General features: G+C 62.3%; 18 protein-coding genes. 10 read left to right on the forward strand and 8 right to left on the reverse strand.

What is annotated here, in order from left to right; genetic code table 11:
• Positions 1-78 precede the first annotated feature (78 nt).
• Both Q0907_RS18635 and Q0907_RS18640 read right to left on the reverse strand, forming a co-directional pair.
• Entirely contained in the window at positions 79-441 is a 363-nt protein-coding gene (locus Q0907_RS18635) for a hypothetical protein (RefSeq protein WP_299347493.1), read from the reverse strand.
• A 41-nt stretch (positions 442-482) separates the two neighbouring features.
• Positions 483-1202, reverse strand: coding sequence for a response regulator transcription factor (locus tag Q0907_RS18640; protein ID WP_299347495.1), 720 nt, complete (start codon positions 1200-1202; stop codon positions 483-485).
• A 107-nt stretch (positions 1203-1309) separates the two neighbouring features.
• On the opposite strand from Q0907_RS18640, the gene Q0907_RS18645 reads away from it, so the two are divergent.
• On the forward strand, positions 1310-2233 hold the full coding sequence (locus Q0907_RS18645) for an NAD(P)/FAD-dependent oxidoreductase (RefSeq protein ID WP_299347496.1): 924 nt from the start codon (positions 1310-1312) through the stop codon (positions 2231-2233).
• A 390-nt stretch (positions 2234-2623) separates the two neighbouring features.
• Positions 2624-3703 carry a catalase family protein gene (locus Q0907_RS18650; protein WP_299347498.1) on the forward strand — a complete coding sequence of 360 codons (1080 nt, stop codon included), beginning with the start codon at positions 2624-2626 and terminating at the stop codon, positions 3701-3703.
• 100 nt (positions 3704-3803) lie between these two features.
• Here Q0907_RS18650 and Q0907_RS18655 read toward each other — a convergent pair whose 3' ends face one another.
• The gene (locus Q0907_RS18655; RefSeq protein ID WP_299347521.1) at positions 3804-4463 is read right to left on the reverse strand and encodes a DUF6766 family protein; all 660 of its coding nucleotides are present in this window, start codon (positions 4461-4463) and stop codon (positions 3804-3806) included.
• Between the two features lie 139 nt (positions 4464-4602).
• On the opposite strand from Q0907_RS18655, the gene Q0907_RS18660 reads away from it, so the two are divergent.
• The gene (locus tag Q0907_RS18660) at positions 4603-5034 is read left to right on the forward strand and encodes a response regulator (RefSeq protein ID WP_299347500.1); all 432 of its coding nucleotides are present in this window, start codon (positions 4603-4605) and stop codon (positions 5032-5034) included.
• Positions 5035-5133: 99 nt separating this feature from the next.
• Here the strand turns inward: Q0907_RS18660 and Q0907_RS18665 are convergent, their stop codons facing one another.
• On the reverse strand, positions 5134-7524 hold the full coding sequence (locus Q0907_RS18665; RefSeq protein ID WP_299347502.1) for a catalase: 2391 nt from the start codon (positions 7522-7524) through the stop codon (positions 5134-5136).
• Between the two features lie 87 nt (positions 7525-7611).
• Positions 7612-8220: a hypothetical protein gene (locus Q0907_RS18670; RefSeq protein WP_299347504.1), complete on the reverse strand. Its 609-nt coding sequence runs from the start codon at positions 8218-8220 to the stop codon at positions 7612-7614.
• Positions 8221-8386: 166 nt separating this feature from the next.
• Here Q0907_RS18670 and Q0907_RS18675 point away from each other — a divergent pair, with 166 nt between their 5' ends.
• Positions 8387-8563, forward strand: a complete 177-nt coding sequence (locus tag Q0907_RS18675) for a hypothetical protein (RefSeq protein ID WP_299347506.1) — start codon at positions 8387-8389, stop codon at positions 8561-8563.
• On the opposite strand, the gene Q0907_RS18680 is transcribed toward Q0907_RS18675, so the two are convergent.
• Positions 8564-9589: a CorA family divalent cation transporter gene (locus Q0907_RS18680; RefSeq protein WP_299347508.1), complete on the reverse strand. Its 1026-nt coding sequence runs from the start codon at positions 9587-9589 to the stop codon at positions 8564-8566.
• A gap of 52 nt (positions 9590-9641) precedes the next feature.
• Between Q0907_RS18680 and Q0907_RS18685 the strand changes: the two genes are divergently transcribed.
• From Q0907_RS18685 to Q0907_RS18705, 5 genes are all read left to right on the forward strand, one after another.
• Positions 9642-9911, forward strand: coding sequence for a hypothetical protein (locus Q0907_RS18685; protein WP_299347510.1), 270 nt, complete (start codon positions 9642-9644; stop codon positions 9909-9911).
• A 17-nt stretch (positions 9912-9928) separates the two neighbouring features.
• The gene (locus Q0907_RS18690) at positions 9929-10405 is read left to right on the forward strand and encodes a hypothetical protein (RefSeq protein ID WP_299347512.1); all 477 of its coding nucleotides are present in this window, start codon (positions 9929-9931) and stop codon (positions 10403-10405) included.
• A gap of 532 nt (positions 10406-10937) precedes the next feature.
• Positions 10938-11705, forward strand: a complete 768-nt coding sequence (locus tag Q0907_RS18695; RefSeq protein WP_343229831.1) for a histidine phosphatase family protein — start codon at positions 10938-10940, stop codon at positions 11703-11705.
• Positions 11702-12580: an NAD(P)H-hydrate dehydratase gene (locus tag Q0907_RS18700; protein WP_299347514.1), complete on the forward strand. Its 879-nt coding sequence runs from the start codon at positions 11702-11704 to the stop codon at positions 12578-12580. Before Q0907_RS18695 ends, Q0907_RS18700 begins: the two co-directional genes overlap by 4 nt.
• A 131-nt stretch (positions 12581-12711) precedes the next feature.
• Positions 12712-13716, forward strand: coding sequence for an SDR family oxidoreductase (locus tag Q0907_RS18705; protein ID WP_299347516.1), 1005 nt, complete (start codon positions 12712-12714; stop codon positions 13714-13716).
• Between the two features lie 55 nt (positions 13717-13771).
• On the opposite strand, the gene Q0907_RS18710 is transcribed toward Q0907_RS18705, so the two are convergent.
• Positions 13772-14521, reverse strand: a complete 750-nt coding sequence (locus tag Q0907_RS18710) for a hypothetical protein (protein ID WP_185896145.1) — start codon at positions 14519-14521, stop codon at positions 13772-13774.
• 158 nt (positions 14522-14679) lie between these two features.
• On the reverse strand, positions 14680-14835 hold the full coding sequence (locus tag Q0907_RS18715) for a hypothetical protein (protein ID WP_185896144.1): 156 nt from the start codon (positions 14833-14835) through the stop codon (positions 14680-14682).
• A gap of 261 nt (positions 14836-15096) precedes the next feature.
• Between Q0907_RS18715 and Q0907_RS18720 the strand changes: the two genes are divergently transcribed.
• Complete coding sequence (locus tag Q0907_RS18720; protein ID WP_299347520.1) at positions 15097-15420, forward strand: PAS domain-containing protein; 324 nt, start codon at positions 15097-15099, stop codon at positions 15418-15420.
• The last annotated feature ends 70 nt before the right edge of the window (positions 15421-15490 follow it).

Genomic DNA, 15490 nt, shown 5'->3' on the forward strand with positions numbered 1-15490 from the left:
GCATCGACCACATGCCAGCCTTGGCTACAGGCCACCCATCACCCGAATCCCACTGAACAACGTGGTGGGTTTACACAGCTAGTGCATCAGACGGGTGGGATCGCTCGCGTTAGCACTATCGCCTGGACCTGGCTCCTGCGCGGGCGGATTACTCAACCATGCCCACGTTGCCAACACCAGCGGCCGCGCTTGCGCCCATACCTGTGTGGAATCGCCGCCAAGCTCATCCCACAGCACTTCCAGATATTCCTCATCCCGTGGCAGCACATAGCTGCCGTAGGTGATGAGCCCCAGGGCATAGGCAGGGCAAGCATCGTCCCACTCCATCTCTTCCCTGGCCGCATCCTGCCTGGCAAAGGCGTCGAACCCATCTGGAATCGGCGTCATGCCCGGATAGGGCAAACAGTGCGCAACGCCTTCCTGCGCGGACAGGCGTTGCACCAGGCTCCCAAAAGCGTGGGAATCTATGCGGCCCATGCTACTCAGGCCGCCTGAGCATCCTGAGCATGGGACGGCTGACCGATGTTTGCCGCCAGGCGATAGCCCGCGCTCTGCACCGTGTGCAGCATGGGCGTAACGAAGCCCTTGTCGATGGCTTTGCGCAGGTTGTACATGTGACTGCGCAGGGCATCGGAATCGGGCAGATCATCGCCCCACAGCTCCCGCTCAATTTCCCGGCGCGAGACCACGCGCGGGGATTCGCGCATCAAGATCGTCAACAGCCGCATACCTGCAGGCGTAAGCTCCAAGCGACGTCCATCCCGTTGCACGATTTGCGAGGCAGGATCCAAGGTGAGATCGCCCACCTGCAACACAGCTCGCGCGACCTCCTTCCGGTTGCGGCGGATGATGGCCTTCAGCCGCGCTTCCAGTTCTTGGGTCGCAAAGGGCTTGGTCAGGAAATCGTCCACGCCCGCCTCCAGGCCGACGAGCTTGTCCTCCAAGGTGTCGCGGGCGGTCACCATGATGATGGGCGTTGCCACCCGCGCCTCCGTGCGCAGCTGCTTGACGACCTGCAGGCCATCCATTCGCGGAAGGTTGCCGTCCAGGATGATGGCGTCGTAGCGATTTTCACTGGCCAGCCGATACCCTTCGGCTCCGTCGACCGCGTAGTCCACTTCCAGGCCCTTGGCTTCCAGGAAATAACCCACGGTTTCAGCCAAACTGCGGTTGTCTTCAATGATCAGAACGACGGCAGACATCGACACGGCTCCTGTAGTTCAGTTTGGTGAAAAATAGCCGCACCGCCTGTCGAGGCGGCGTGAAATCACTTCCTGCACCCCTGGCTTGCCTATCTCAGGAATCCCTCATGAAGTCCTCCGCACCCACGAAGATCTGGGATTGCCTCATCGTGGGAGGTGGGCCGGCCGGTCTGACGGCGGCGACCTACTTGCGTCGCTTTCATCGCTCCGTGGCGCTCATCGATAGCGGTCAGAGTCGGGCGAAATGGATTCCCAAGACTCATAACTGCCCGGGGTTTCCGGCAGGTGTGGCCGGGACCGCCCTGTTGACCCGCTTGGGTGAGCAAGCGGGCCAATACGGGGTCACGTGCATCAAGGCCGTGGCCTCCCGCATCGAAGTGGGGCTGGACGTTTTTACTATCACCCTGCCCCGACGGTGCCTGCAGGCTTACACCGTGATCCTGGCCACAGGCGTGGAAGACACGCTGCCCACCCTGAAGGGACTGAGCCCCAAGACGGCCATTGAGCGCGGCTTGCTGCGCCTGTGTGCGATCTGCGATGGGTATGAAGCCACCGATGCGTCCATTGGGGTCCTGGGCCCACCGGAATCGGCGTTGCGCCATGCCTGCTTCCTGCGTGCTTTTTCTCCCACCGTAACCGCCCTGACGGTCCCCGATGGGTCCAAGGCCACGCACCACTCACTTCGGCAGGCACGTCAGCTGGACATCCCGGTCATCGGTTGTGAGCCCACCGTTCGCATCTCCGGCAATGCGTGTGTGGTGATGGATCACACCGGTCGCGCCCATCGCTTCGACACGGTGTACGCCGCCTTGGGAACCCAGTCACGCTTTACCTTGGCCACGGCGGCGGGTGCGCGTCTACTGCGATCGGGCGAGTTGTTCACCGATGCCCACATGCAGACCTCCATCCCCGGCCTGTATGCCATCGGGGATGTCAGTAGTGCTATCAACCAGATTTCCGTGGCCTTCGGACAGGCGGCCATCGCCGCCACGGCGATCCATCGCCAACTGGCCGCGTCGCCTCGCCGCTAAGGTTCACCGGGCTTACACGCGCGCTTTGTCAGCTTCGCCAGGTCCTCGAAGCCTCCTACTCCGATGCCTGCTACGGGAAAGCCTGCTCTACCCCTGCCGTTTCATTGGGTTGAAGATGCCGGTAAGGACACGGTATTCCTGGCGTCAATTCCTGTGGTGCAGGTCGCCGCGGCGGGCGAGGCTTGGATTGCCAGCGTAGTCTTCGATGCGGTGGAGGTGGTCCCCCAGCAGATGGTCTGCCGAAGCAAACAGGCCGCCCTGCGATGGGCGAGCCGGTGGGTACTCCAGCGCGTGCCTCTGCTTACGCGTGCTGCCGATCGAATGGGTCTGAAAGCACCTTCCACTTCTGACGCTGCGTAGCACTCCCGATCCTCACAGGACGCCCCACCAATGACTCCCCTCGCCTCGCCGATTCCTTTCAGGTCATCCCTCGAGGTCATTGGTGCGGAGGAAAACGAAGCGATCCTGGCCTTGGAGACCGTGTTCTCGCAGATGGCGCAACGAGTCGCCGAGCACGAAGGCGTGGCCCATCGCGCCGTGCATGCCAAGGGCCACGCATTGGTGCGTGGCACGTTTCAGGTCCATGGGCATCTGCCACCGGAATTGGCGCACGGCCTGTTTGCCAAGGCGCGCTGTTTCGAAGCGTTGGTGCGCTTCTCCTCGCCTCCTGCCGAGCAACTACCAGATACGGTATCCACGCCACGGGCGCTGGCCCTCAAGGTGCTTCATGTGGAGGGCGAACGTGTGGCCGGCAGTCTGCCGGGGCACTCCCAGGATTTCCTGATGGTCAATGGACCGGCCTTTACGGCGCCCACGCCTGCCGGTTTTGTTGGCGCGGCCAAATTGTTGGCCGCCACCACCGAAAAGATGCCGCGCACCAAGAACGTCATCTCCGCCACGCTGCGCGGGGCCGAGGCGGCGTTGGAGGCGGTCGGCCTGCAGAGCGGTAAGCTCAAGGGCTTGGGCGGGGAGCCGCAGCGACATCCTTTGGGAGAAACCTACTTCACCCAGGTCCCATTCCTGTATGGACCGTACATGGCCAAGTTCTCGTTGGCCCCGCTATCGCCTGCACTGCTAGCACTCGCTGCCACTGCCATCCCCAATGAAGGTGATGCCCAACGCCAGGCGATCCAGAGCGCCTTGGCCAGTGAGGAAGCACTGTGGGCCTTTAACGTCCAACTGTGTCGAGACCTGGAGCGCATGCCGATCGAAGATGCCTCCATCGCCTGGCCTGAGGAGGTCAGCCCGTGGATTACCGTGGCGACCTTGGCGCTGCCGCCACAACGCTCCTGGTCAGGCCTGTCCGAGCAGACGGAAAAATCGCTGGCCTTCTCCCCCTGGAATGCGCTGGCGGCCCATCGCCCCCTGGGTGCCGTCAATCGAGCGCGCAAGCGCGTGATGGCGGTATCACGTCAGTTCCGCAGCAATTTCAATCGGTGCCCGATCACGGAGCCGGACGGCTCGAATTGAAGCGCTGCAGCCGCTAGCTCTTTCGCTGGCGCGACATCGGCCCCTCGATGCCCGCCTGTTGGGACCAACACGCTCCAACGACAGACGCCTTGCCCTGCGATCACGTCCCGGTTTGTCCATGCGGCGCGGCAAGGGCCTTGGACTCGGGTGATTTGTCCTGTCGCAGGAAGATGCTCAACACGACAATGGACAACACCGCTAAGAACTCGCTCTGCCAGTTCTGCATGGACTCAAACCAGAACTGCGCACCGCCCAGATGCGTGCTCCAGGGGATGGCGGCCAAACCCTGCGCGATGCGCTGCTCGTTCTCATGCAGCCAGCTTCCATAGGCATGCCCTATGAAGGCGCCCAGGAACAGTACGCCGAAGGCCACGCTCAAGGAATTGGCGTAGAGCCACTTCCATACCCCACCTTTCGTCACCGGCGTCGGGGTCGGACCGGGGTCGACCCGTTCTTGTTCCTGCGCCGGATCAAGCTCACGGGACTCTGCCGATCCGCGTTGCCGCAGCCACACCGTCAGCAGTACGTACATACCCATCTGCAGGAATTCGCTCTCCCAGTTCTCAAACGTCGCTGACAGGAAGTGACCTCCCTGCAGGTAGGTCGTCAGTGGCTGCGCCGGTTGTCCCTGCTGCACTCGTTCCTGGTTGTCTGCCCGCCAACCAGTACACGTCTGGGCGGCGAAGAAAAACAGAAACATGCCTAGCAGTACCAGCGACAGGCCATTGCGATACCAAAACGAGGTGCGATGGGACGTCATAACCGGGCTCCTGTCACGGAAAACAAGCTTGGCGTGATCAATCGCGAAGAACGAATGAAGCAAGCCCTATTCATGTATGTGAGTTGGTATAGTGAAGCGGTCTCATCCGCATGAAGAACCGATCATGTTGCCTCCCGTGATGCCGACCATTCTGTTGGCCGAAGACAGCGATAATGATGCCGAGATGGTGCTCGATGCATTTCGCGAGGCGCATCTGTCCAACCCTATCGTGCGCGTGTTCGATGGCGTGGAGGTGTTGGAGTACCTGCGTGGCGAAGGCAAGTTCTCCGAGCGGCCCGTTGACCGCCCAATTGTCCTGTTGCTGGACCTCGAGATGCCGCGACTGGGTGGTATCGAGACGTTGACGCAGATCCGCGCCGATCCCGCGCTGGCGCACCTGCCGGTGGTGATTCTTACCTCATCCCGACAGGAGTCCGATGCGATTGCCTCGTGGAATCTGGGCGTCAACGCATTCGTGCTCAAACCCGTGGAACCGGCTCAATTCGTGTCGGCGCTGAAGGTGTTGGGGAAATTCTGGGCGGTCTTCAACCAGAGCCCGCCGGCACCCTAACGATAGGATCTTGGCGCCGTGGGACACGCGTTGCGAGTCCCACACGGTGGATCTCCAGTCCACTGTCAGATTCACCTGATCAGGCCGCCCGCCAGCGTTCTACAGCAGCGGTGGATCGATTTCCCGCTCAAAGTGCTTATGTTTGGCCAAGGCCGCCAAAAAGTCTGCGATCGCGTCCTTGGGCGGGTCACTATGCAGCAACAGACCGGCGTCATCCTCATCGCGCAAGACCCCTGCACCTTCCACGAAGGCCACCGCCTCGCCCAGGGCCAGGATGGTTTTCAGGTGGCGGAACTGGTCTTTGACGAACTCGCCCGCCCGCCCATCGCGCGCCCACGCTTTCGCCGTTCCCTCCCCATCGGGAAGAATGACGCCATCAAACAGCACGGACGGCTCGTTTTCGAAGGACGCATCGGCATCGATCTGGCTGCCATCTGCCGCGGTAAAGGCGCCCACCCGCGGGCCGATCAGGCGACCCAAAGCGCCGGCTTTGAGCAATGCCTTCTGTGCGGCTGCTACCTGATCCCCATCCACGCCATCGCCCACGAAGATGGCGACCTTGCGCGTGGCCACCCCGGCCTGACGGGGTAGCGCGAACATGGAGAGCGCCTCGGAGGAGGCCACTTCCGCCTTGGGCGGTTTGGGCAAGGCGCGCGGCATGGGCTCGGGCAAGGACATGCCCAACCCCTCTGCTACCTGGGCGGCCAGGTCCTCGGAGGCATTACGCAGCATGGAGACCACGCGCTGACGGATGGCCGGCACGGTGAGCTTGGACAGCTCGAAGCGGAACGAGGCGACGATGTGCGCCTGCTCTACCGGCGTCTGGCTGTTGAAGAACAACGCGGCTTGGTTGAAGTGCTCAGCGAACTTTTCCGGTTTGCCGCGCACCTCGTCCTGCTCCACTGGCTCGGGGAAGGATACGAACCCGGCTGCTCCGGCCTGAAACGGACATCCGCCGCCCAGCGAGTTGGGCTCGTAGGCCACCTTGCCGCGGTGAATGGCTTGGCGGTGCAGACCATCGCGCTGGTTGTTGTGTACCGGGGCGATCGGGGCGTTGATGGGAATCTCATGGAAGTTAGGCCCGCCCAGTCGAGAGAGCTGGGTATCGACGTAGGAGTGGATGCGACCGGCCAAGAGCGGATCGTTGGTGAAATCGATGCCCGGAATGACATGGGCCGTGCAAAAGGCGACCTGTTCGGTTTCGGCAAAGAAGTTGTCCGGGTTGCGGTTGAGCACCATCCGTCCCAAGGGGGTAATGGGCACCAGTTCTTCGGGCACGATCTTGGTGGCATCCAGGATGTCGAAGGAGAAGCGCTCGGCATCCTGCTCGGAGAACACCTGCACGCCCAACTCCCACTCCGGGTAGGCGCCGGCCTCAATGGCTTCCCACAAGTCGCGCCGGTGGTAGTCCGGATCGCACCCGGAGATCTTGACCGCCTCGTCCCACAGCAGCGCATGGGTGCCCTGCAGCGGCGTCCAGTGAAACTTGACGAAGGAGGACTGGCCCTGGTCGTTGACGAAGCGGAACGTGTGCACGCCAAACCCCTGCATCATCCTGTAACTACGGGGAATGGCCCGGTCTGACATCAGCCACATCAGCATGTGAGTCGACTCGGGCATCAAGGAGACGAAATCCCAGAACGTATCGTGGGCCGAGGCCGCCTGCGGCATGGCGTGATGGGGCTCAGGCTTGACCGCATGCACCAGGTCGGGAAACTTCATCGCATCCTGGATGAAGAACACCGGCATGTTATTGCCCACCAGGTCCCAGTTGCCTTCATCGGTATAGAACTTCACCGCAAAGCCGCGCACATCACGAGCCGTGTCCTTGCTGCCACGCTCGCCGGCGACGGTGGAGAAGCGGACAAATACCGGCGTGACCTTTCCGGCTTCCTGAAACGGCGCAGCTCGAGTCAGTTTGGTGTGCTTCTTGTAGGACTCGAAATAGCCATGGGCCGCAGAACCGCGTGCATGTACGATGCGCTCGGGAATGCGCTCATGGTCGAAGTGGGTGATTTTTTCCCGCAGTATGAAATCCTTCAACAGCGCAGGCCCGCGCAACCCCGCCTTGAGCGAGTTCTGATTGTCGGCCACCGGCACGCCCTGATTGGTCGTCAGGCGCTGCCCGCTGCCATCTACCCTCACCCGATCCAGCGAACCCACGGTGGGGTTGGCTCCGGCGTCTGCACGCGTGCCCACTTTGGCTGATTCATTGGATTCGGCCAGCGTACTGGCGCTCACCAATGGTGAGGGCGGAATGATCTCGGTGCCTTCCGGCGGCATGGTGGCCTGCTGCCGCCCATGCTCAGCGGCCTTGTTCTCATTGAAGGGCAAGGCCGCCACGGTGGCCTCGACGTCAGCGGCCTGCTTGGCAAGCAGATCGCCCGTCCGCCTTGGTGCCTTGGACGCGGCACTGTCGGAGTTGCGAGCCGCTGATTGGCCGCTCACGTTCTTTTTGGGAGCGGTCTTGGATTTACGCGAAGTTGCCATGTCGGTGCCTGCTTCAAAGGGTGCGCGCCTGAAGGCGCAGAACACAGGTGGATGAAAACAAACCCGCCGGTAGGCGGGTTTGTTGGGTTAGAGCATGTCCTCGCGGGCTTGCTCTGCGCGCGCGGCGCCGATGGCCGTTTCCACTTTCTTGACTTCTTCCGGCGGCGGTTGCACCGCGGGCATGCCCAGCGCCTGGATCCAGAGTTCCCGGCACCAGCCCTTGGTGTGGTAGAGGTGATGGTCTTCATCCTCCTCCACTTCCTCGTAAGCGGCCTTCAGGATCTTGGCCAGCTTATCGGTGGAGGACTCGGCGACTTTGCCGATCAGCTCCCAATTCGTATGGTCCTTGGTCTCTGCCAGGACCACACACTCACAGGCCACCAACTCTGCTGCAGCGGCGTCTGCATCGGCGCGAGCCATTTCAATGGCGGCCACCAAGGAGGCGCCGTTATGCGCCACCACCTCTCTGCCCGGACTCATCTCTTCGGTGTCCAATCCCAGTTCTTCAAAAACCTGGGTCAGCACCTGCTCGTGATGCTTGGTCTCATCCAGGTATTCCTGCCACTCCTTGTGCAGGTCCTCATTCACTGCTGCGGCGATGGCGGCGGTGTAAATCTTGATGCCGCCGCGCTCGGTTTCCAACGCCTGCAGGAGAAGTTCTTTCACTTGTTTCGGATCATAGCCCTTGCTTGCCATTGCTGACTCCATTAGCTGGGGATGGGCCATTGATATAGCGCCGGCCTCGCCAAGGGTTTGTGAAAGCAGGTTCACCCGACACACACCTCGAAGCTTTCAATCTCCTCTTCCCTGCCGGCTCGCCACGATGGCCGGTTCACCCCCCATATTTTTCTAGGAGATCGCCATGCGAGACCGTAAAGATCCTCCCGGCACCGATACGCCCAACGTGTCCCCCGAGTCGCCTACCCAACGCCGGGAGCGCAAGGCCCATGAGAGTGACAATCAGGATCAGGCGCTGGAGGAGACCTTTCCGGCCAGTGATCCGGTGTCGCCCTTTGTACCGGCCAAAGCGCCCGAGTAACTAAAACCAGCCCCTGCGCTTGCCCCAGAAGATGGAGGTGGCGGCCAGCGCGAGCATCAGCACCACAGCCACGGTAAAACCGATGACCCCGGTCTTGAAGAACGGGGCCTCGAAATTCATCCCCAGGATGCCGCCCACGACGGCCAAGGCGCCCACCACCACCGTCACGAAGGTCAACACCTTCATCGTCTGGTTGGCCGACAACGCCGTTTGACTGCTGAATAGCTCAAAGCTGCCGACGACCAGATCGCGCGCGCTTTCCACCATGTCCATCGCACGCTCATAGTGGGTATCCAAGACCCGGAAGTGGCGTGCGGTGACCTCGTCCTCTTCGGGGCGGAAGTCAGGTCGTGACAGTGCAGTAAAGACGATGCGGTGCGGGGCCAGCATGCGCCGTAGACGAGAAGCCCCTTTGCGCAGATCCCGCAGTTCCTGCAGGCAGTTCCGGGGGTTGGAGGAGAGCACCTCCACCTCCAGTCGTTCCACCGCCCCTTCAAATCGGGCCACGGCCTCGAAGTAGGTGCCCAGATGCCACTCCAACAAGGCCGCCACGAAGCTGCCCGATCCCAAGGTGCCCACCGCACTTCTGGACGCGCGTCCCTCTCGGAACGTGTTCAAAAAGGGCACGGGCGCGTGATGAAGCGTGACCACCAGGTTCTTCCCTGCGATGAGGGTAAGCACGGTGCCGGTGAAGTTGGGGCTCGCCGATTCGGCCACGCCCACCACCCGCATCCAAAAACAGGGGCCACAGGTTTCCAAGGTGGGGTTGGTGTCCGAGCCCAGGAAGCCGGTGATCGCCGCGGCCGGCAAGGACAGCGCTTGAGCCAGGTGCGCGAGTTCTGCCTGGCTCGGGGATTGAAGGTCGATCCATAGCAGCTGGTCGGCGTTGGGGTCGATCGCCAGCGCCTGGTCAACGTGCGCGATTTCACGGGTGTCCTGTCCGGTATGAAATAGCATCGCCTTGAAAGCACGGTCTTCAGCCTCCGGTATCGCGCTATCCGAGCCGGGCGTTCGGGTCTCATCCATGCGGTCCACTCATGTCACCTGCGGGATCTAAATCGACGATGGAGTGTGTTGTATGTCGCCTGACGTGATCGGCTGGTTAGCCTCGGCCATTCTGCTGGCGACCTTGGTTCGGCAGATCCAGAAGCAAGCGACCACGCCCGAGAGTGAGGGGGTGTCCACCTGGCTGTTCCTGGGCCAAATGGCCGCCTCGCTGGGCTTCGTGCTCTATAGCTGGCTGGTGGAGAACTGGGTGTTCATCGTGACCAACAGTCTGATTTTGCTGACCGCGGTCGTGGGCCAGATCGTGATGTGGAAGAAAAAGCGCGCCAGTAACCCATCGTGACCTAGAAGGCCCCAGCCATGATCGTGGATCTGCCGGCGACAAGGCCATCGGTTCACTCCGCCTTACTGATCAACGTTCATGCTGCAACGCATCAGGAGTGTCTCATGCGCCAAAACACGACCCGTCAGGTTGCACGCCAACTCACCGATTTGAGCGTCGTGGCACCAGAGGTGATCTCCCACCGCTTGGCACGGCTGGCCAGCGGCGGCCTGCGCTCCGCCGCCGATCGCAGAGAGCTTTCCCGCATGTCCCTTGAGAAATGGGAAGCGGCCTGGCTGGCATGGGTGGCCATGGGTACTGCGGGTGCGACCTTTTGGATACGAATGGCCACCTCCTTTTCGCCCTGGACGGTAACGACGCCTCCGATGCCCTCTCACCAGACGTTTGAGCGGCTGCTGGGTCAAGTCACGACGGCGGGTTTGGCGCCCTATGTGCGCATGGCTAAGGCCAATCGCCGACGTCTGGGGCGTAACCTTCCCTCGTCATCGCGATAAGCCCGCGCCCCGCTTTCCTGGCTCTGTGCGCGAGACCGACATGATGCTTTCTAAGACCCACGTTGACTGCTAATGAGCTCAAGTGCGCCCCTATCCCAGCTTCAACATACCGTCGACGGACGCGCGCTCAAGACCGGTGACGGTGAGCGCGGGATTGCGGTACGCGTGGGCTCGTGCATAACGCTGCAGGTCAACCTCGCGCCGGGACAGCTAGCCGGATTTGCCGCAGGGACCGATTCAGTGGCGCTATCGGAGTGGAACGACACCGGTGCATTTGAGTTCCACGTACCCGAGCATTTCCAGGGTGAGGTCCTGCAGATCCACGTGGCGGTGCGCGCTAAGGCCTCAACCGGCGCTCATGCAAATCCATGGCTGGGCCCGGTCGATGCGCAGCGTGTGGTCACCTACCAGGTCCATCCAGGACACGCGGACGCCACCACGCTGCCCTGCGCTTGACGGCAAACAACCAGGCGACTTCACCACGACACGACACGCGGGTTTCTAGCCTGACCCCTTTCTGGGAGCGATGCGTATGCCGCGGCTGCTACATACGGACTGGCCTGCCCACCTCTGGATCGTGCGTCACGGGCAAAGCGCCGGCAATGTCGCCCGAGATGCGGCCGAGTTGGCCGGCGATCGTCTGATCGAGCTTGAGCATCGCGACGCCGATACGCCTTTGTCCACCTTGGGCGAGCAGCAAGCTGTGGCGCTGGCGCAGTGGTTTTCAGAGCAGCCGGCCTCGGTGCGTCCTACGGTGTTCTTCAGCTCGCCCTTTGTGCGCGCCTATCAAACGTGTGTGGCCACCGCGACGGCCTTGGGACATGGAGCATCAGATATCGCCATCGATGAGCGCCTTCGCGAGAAAGAATTCGGCATCCTGGACCGCTACACAGTGCCCGGCATCAAGGCCACCTTTCCCGAGCTGGCCGAGCAGCGGGCACTGGTTGGCAAGTTCTACTTCCGTCCGCCTGGCGGTGAGAGCTGGTGCGATGTGATCCTGAGGCTGCGCAGCGTGCTGGAGGTTCTCAGGCGTGATCACGTGGGCGAGCATGTCCTCATCGTGGCCCATCAGGTGATCGTGAATTGCTTTCGGTATCTGCTCGAATGCCTGGATGAACACCAGATTCTGGACATCGACCGGGAGGCGGACGTGCCCAATTGCGGCATCACCCACTACCAGCTCACCGGTACCGGCGAAGGTGCCCGGTTTGAACTGGAAAGCGCCAACCTGATCGTTCCGCACATTGCGCAGTTGGCTGAGATTACCAAGGCGCCCGACACGCCGGCAGGTCCCAAATGAGCCAGCCGCGGGATCACGTGCTGGATGAGACATGGTTGGCCGCCCACCCACTGCCGGCGGCACAGGGGGCCCATAGCAAGGAAGACCGTGGCCGGGTCTTAGTGATCGGCGGATCGGTCGATATCCCAGGCGCGATCCTGTTGGCCGCGCAGGCCGCCCTGCGGGCGGGCGCGGGCAAGCTGCAAATGGCCGTTCCCGGCCCCTCAGCGTTCTTCCTAGCCCCGCATATGCCCGAGGCGCGCGTGCTGGGTCAGCCCAGTGACGAGCAGGGCCAAATTTCTGGAATGTGTCCTGCCTGCCGTCAGGAAGCCGAACGCGCCGATGCCATCGTCGTCGGACCCGGCATGTGCGACAGCCCCGCGTTGGCCAGTTTGCTGGGCGAGCTGCCAAACCACCCTACCCTCGTGCTGGATGCCGGCGCCATTACCTGTTTCAAGCAGGCTCACGTGCGCTCGCAGGCCGCGATCTTGACGCCGCACGCCGGCGAAATGGCCAAATTGCTGGGGTGCGAGGTGGACCAGATCTCCGGCGACGAACCCGCGTTGGCTCTACAAGCGGCCAAAGATCTGCATGTGGTCCTGGTACTCAAGGGCCCAAGCACGTGGGTTGCAAGCCCGACGGGCGAATTGGTGCGTTACGAAGGCGGCGGCGTGGGCCTGGCCACTTCCGGTTCGGGAGATGTGCTGGCGGGGGTGATTGGGGGATTGGCGGCACGCGGCGCCGAGCCCCTTATTGCCGCAGCCTGGGGGGTGTTCTTGCATGGACAGGCAGGCCGACATCTTGCTGAGCGCATGGGTGCATTGGGTTTTCTGGCGCGCGAAATCAGCCCCTGCATCCCTGAGATCATGCACGCGCTGAGCCCGCCGGCGCGCTGATTCACCTGCGAACGAACTACGGTTTTGGCCTGCGTTCGTCACTCTCAAGATACGCGGTCGGTGCCGTGGCATCACATGGCCGCCACACTGGCTGACGCGATGATGCGGTGTTTCCTTCGGAGGACTCCATCATGGCCAGCAAGAAAAAAACGGCTGCCACACGCCCCGCCACCACCTCAGCTGACACCACGGCGGCACGTCAGCGCCAACTACAGGCGCAGATCGATCGCAAGGATGCCCGCGGCAAGAAAAAGCCCACCAAGCAGGCCACCCAGGCCGGCACGCGCAAGCAGCCGGTGCGCATGCCTGCCCAACACCTGCCCAAGCCCGGTACCGAAGCCGATCTGATGTTGGCACCGGCCTTTGAAGCCCCCGACTACCGCGGCAGCGGAAAGCTCGAAGGGATGACCGCCGTGATTACGGGTGCGGATTCAGGGATCGGTCGCGCGGTGGCGGTACTGTTTGCCCGCGAAGGCGCAGATGTTGCGGTGCTGTATCTGAACGAGCACAAGGATGCCAAGGAAACGGCAAAGTGGATCGAAAAGGAAGGTCGTACCGCGCTACTGATTCCGGGTGACGTGCGCGATTCGAACTTCTGCAAGAAAGCCGCAGACAAGGTGGCCAAGCGCTTTGGCCGTATCGATGTGCTGGTGAACAATGCCGGCTTTCAGCTCCATGCCGAACGGCTGGAAGACCTGACCGATGAGCACCTGCAGGAGACGCTGCAGACGAATGTGGCCGGCTACATCCACATGGCACGTGCCTGCCTGCCGCATATGCAGCGTGGCGCGTCCATCGTCAATTGCGGCTCGGTCACCGGGCTGTTCGGCAGCCCCAAGCTGATCGATTATTCCGCCACCAAGGGCGCCATCCACGCCTTTACCAAAGCTTTGGCCTCCAACCTGCTCGAGCGCGGCATTCGGGTCAATGCGGTCGCCCCCGGTCCTGTGTGGACACCGTTCAATCCTGCTGACAAGCCGGCCGATGAAGTAGCCGAGTTTGGCAAAGACAGCGCGATGAAGCGGCCGGCGCAGCCGGAAGAGCTCTCACCGGCCTTCGTGTTCCTTGCCTCGCCGGTGATGTCGTCTTACGTCAATGGCATCGTGCTGCCGGTGATGGGCGGACCGACGGGGTAAAGGCAAGCCAAAAAAATGCCGCCTCCACTCCCGGAGGCGGCACAGGGGTTGCGTCTTAGTTCCGACGACGGTCGTCAGAGGTGAACGCATCGGCCACGGCATGCTTGGCCCGCTCCCAGGTCAGGCGCGAGGTGCCCTTGAAGCGCTCCCAACCGCGTTCCAGGTCCGAGGCAAGGCCATCGTCCCAGTCGCGGTCGGCGTACTGACCACGCGCGTAGGTGCCGTATCGGTAGGCCGGGCGATAGTCGTCGTACTCATCACCGTCCTGGCGATAGGCCGCGCTTTCGAAGCGCTTGGCGTAGGTGTCGTCGCTCCAGGCGTAGGCGTTGTAGGTGCGATCAGCGCGATCCCACGCATCCTTGGCAGCCGGACGTGCGCGGTCCCAATCCAGCGTGGACGTGCCGCGATCGGCCTCCCAGGTGGACTGAAGGCGACGCTCGGCATCGTCCCAGGACTCATTGGGGTATTCGCCGCGGGCCACGGCACCGGCCTGGTAGACGCCGGCATAGTCACGCTGGAAGTCATGCTCGCCGGAGTAATAGTCGCGCGTGGGCGCTTCGTTGCGCCAATAGTCGACTTCTGCGGTGGGATCGATGCGCTCGGCAACGCCCTTGCCCGCGGCGGCACCGGCCACCGTACCCACGGCCGCACCAATCAAGGTGCCGATCGGACCAAAAACGGTACCGGCCAACGCGCCGGCCGCCACGCCCCCGGCGACGCCGCCAACGCCCACCCCTACCGGATGTGAGCCCGGCGCGCCGGTGATGGGATCCCTGTTTGCATCGGGCTGAGTGTCACGTGTCATGGGTGTGTCCTTTCATGGTGTTGGCACGGGGTGCCAAGAAGTGGGGGATGTCGTTGAGGGGGAATGAAACGTTGCTGCTACGTCGAGAGGTCGATGCAGGCAAGCGATAGGCCAGGGAGCGAGAAAGGCAGCTGCCCTCCTCGCTCGGCCGTGCGGCATTACATCTGGTCGCGGTCTTTGCGCGACTTCTGCTGGGTGTCCTGCTTCTGACCCTGCTGATCGTTCTTGCCGCGGTTTTGCTGCGTGTTCTGGTTACCCTGATCCTGATTCCGACCGGGGCTCTGCTGCTTGTCTTTGGGGGTCTGGTTCGGCATGACCAAGTACCTGCTATACGCGACCGGGGTGGCCGCCCACGTAATGTGCTCGCTGCGATGTGAGCGACAAATGCACGCGGAGTTAATGAAGATCGACTTCACTGAACGAGCTGGGTTTTATCGCGCGCAGCGGGTCCCGAGACGTCTGCGCGTTGATTAGCCAGTTGGCTGGCCTGCTCGGATAGACTGCATTGCGGCGGTTCGAGCCTGAGCCCCTATCACTTGCATCCCCGTCGAAAATCCCACACAGGTGAGACCTTCATGCCCCACCGTTTAGATGCACCGCCGGACATGCTGGACCATGAGCGAGGTCGCGTGGCACTGGCCTCCGGTGCCGTCATCGGAACCTGGATTTGGGATATCACCACTGACAAGGTCAGGGTCGACGCCTCGCTGGAGCGCGCGTTTGGGTTGGGACCGATGACCAAGCCGTGGTCGCTCGCAGATCTCATTGGATCGGTCCACCCGGATGATCAGGACGAGCTGCGGTCGGCAATAGCAGATGCCGTGGCGCAAGGCGGACAGTACGTTCACCGGTACAGGACGCGGGGGACGGACGATGACTGGCGCTGGGTAGATGTGTAAACCCACCACGTTGTTCAGTGGGATTCGGGTGATGGGTGGCCTGTAGCCAAGGCTGGCATGTGGTCGATGC

This window comes from uncultured Pseudoxanthomonas sp. (assembly GCF_947498795.1).
Classification (GTDB): Bacteria; Pseudomonadota; Gammaproteobacteria; order Xanthomonadales; family Xanthomonadaceae; genus Pseudoxanthomonas_A.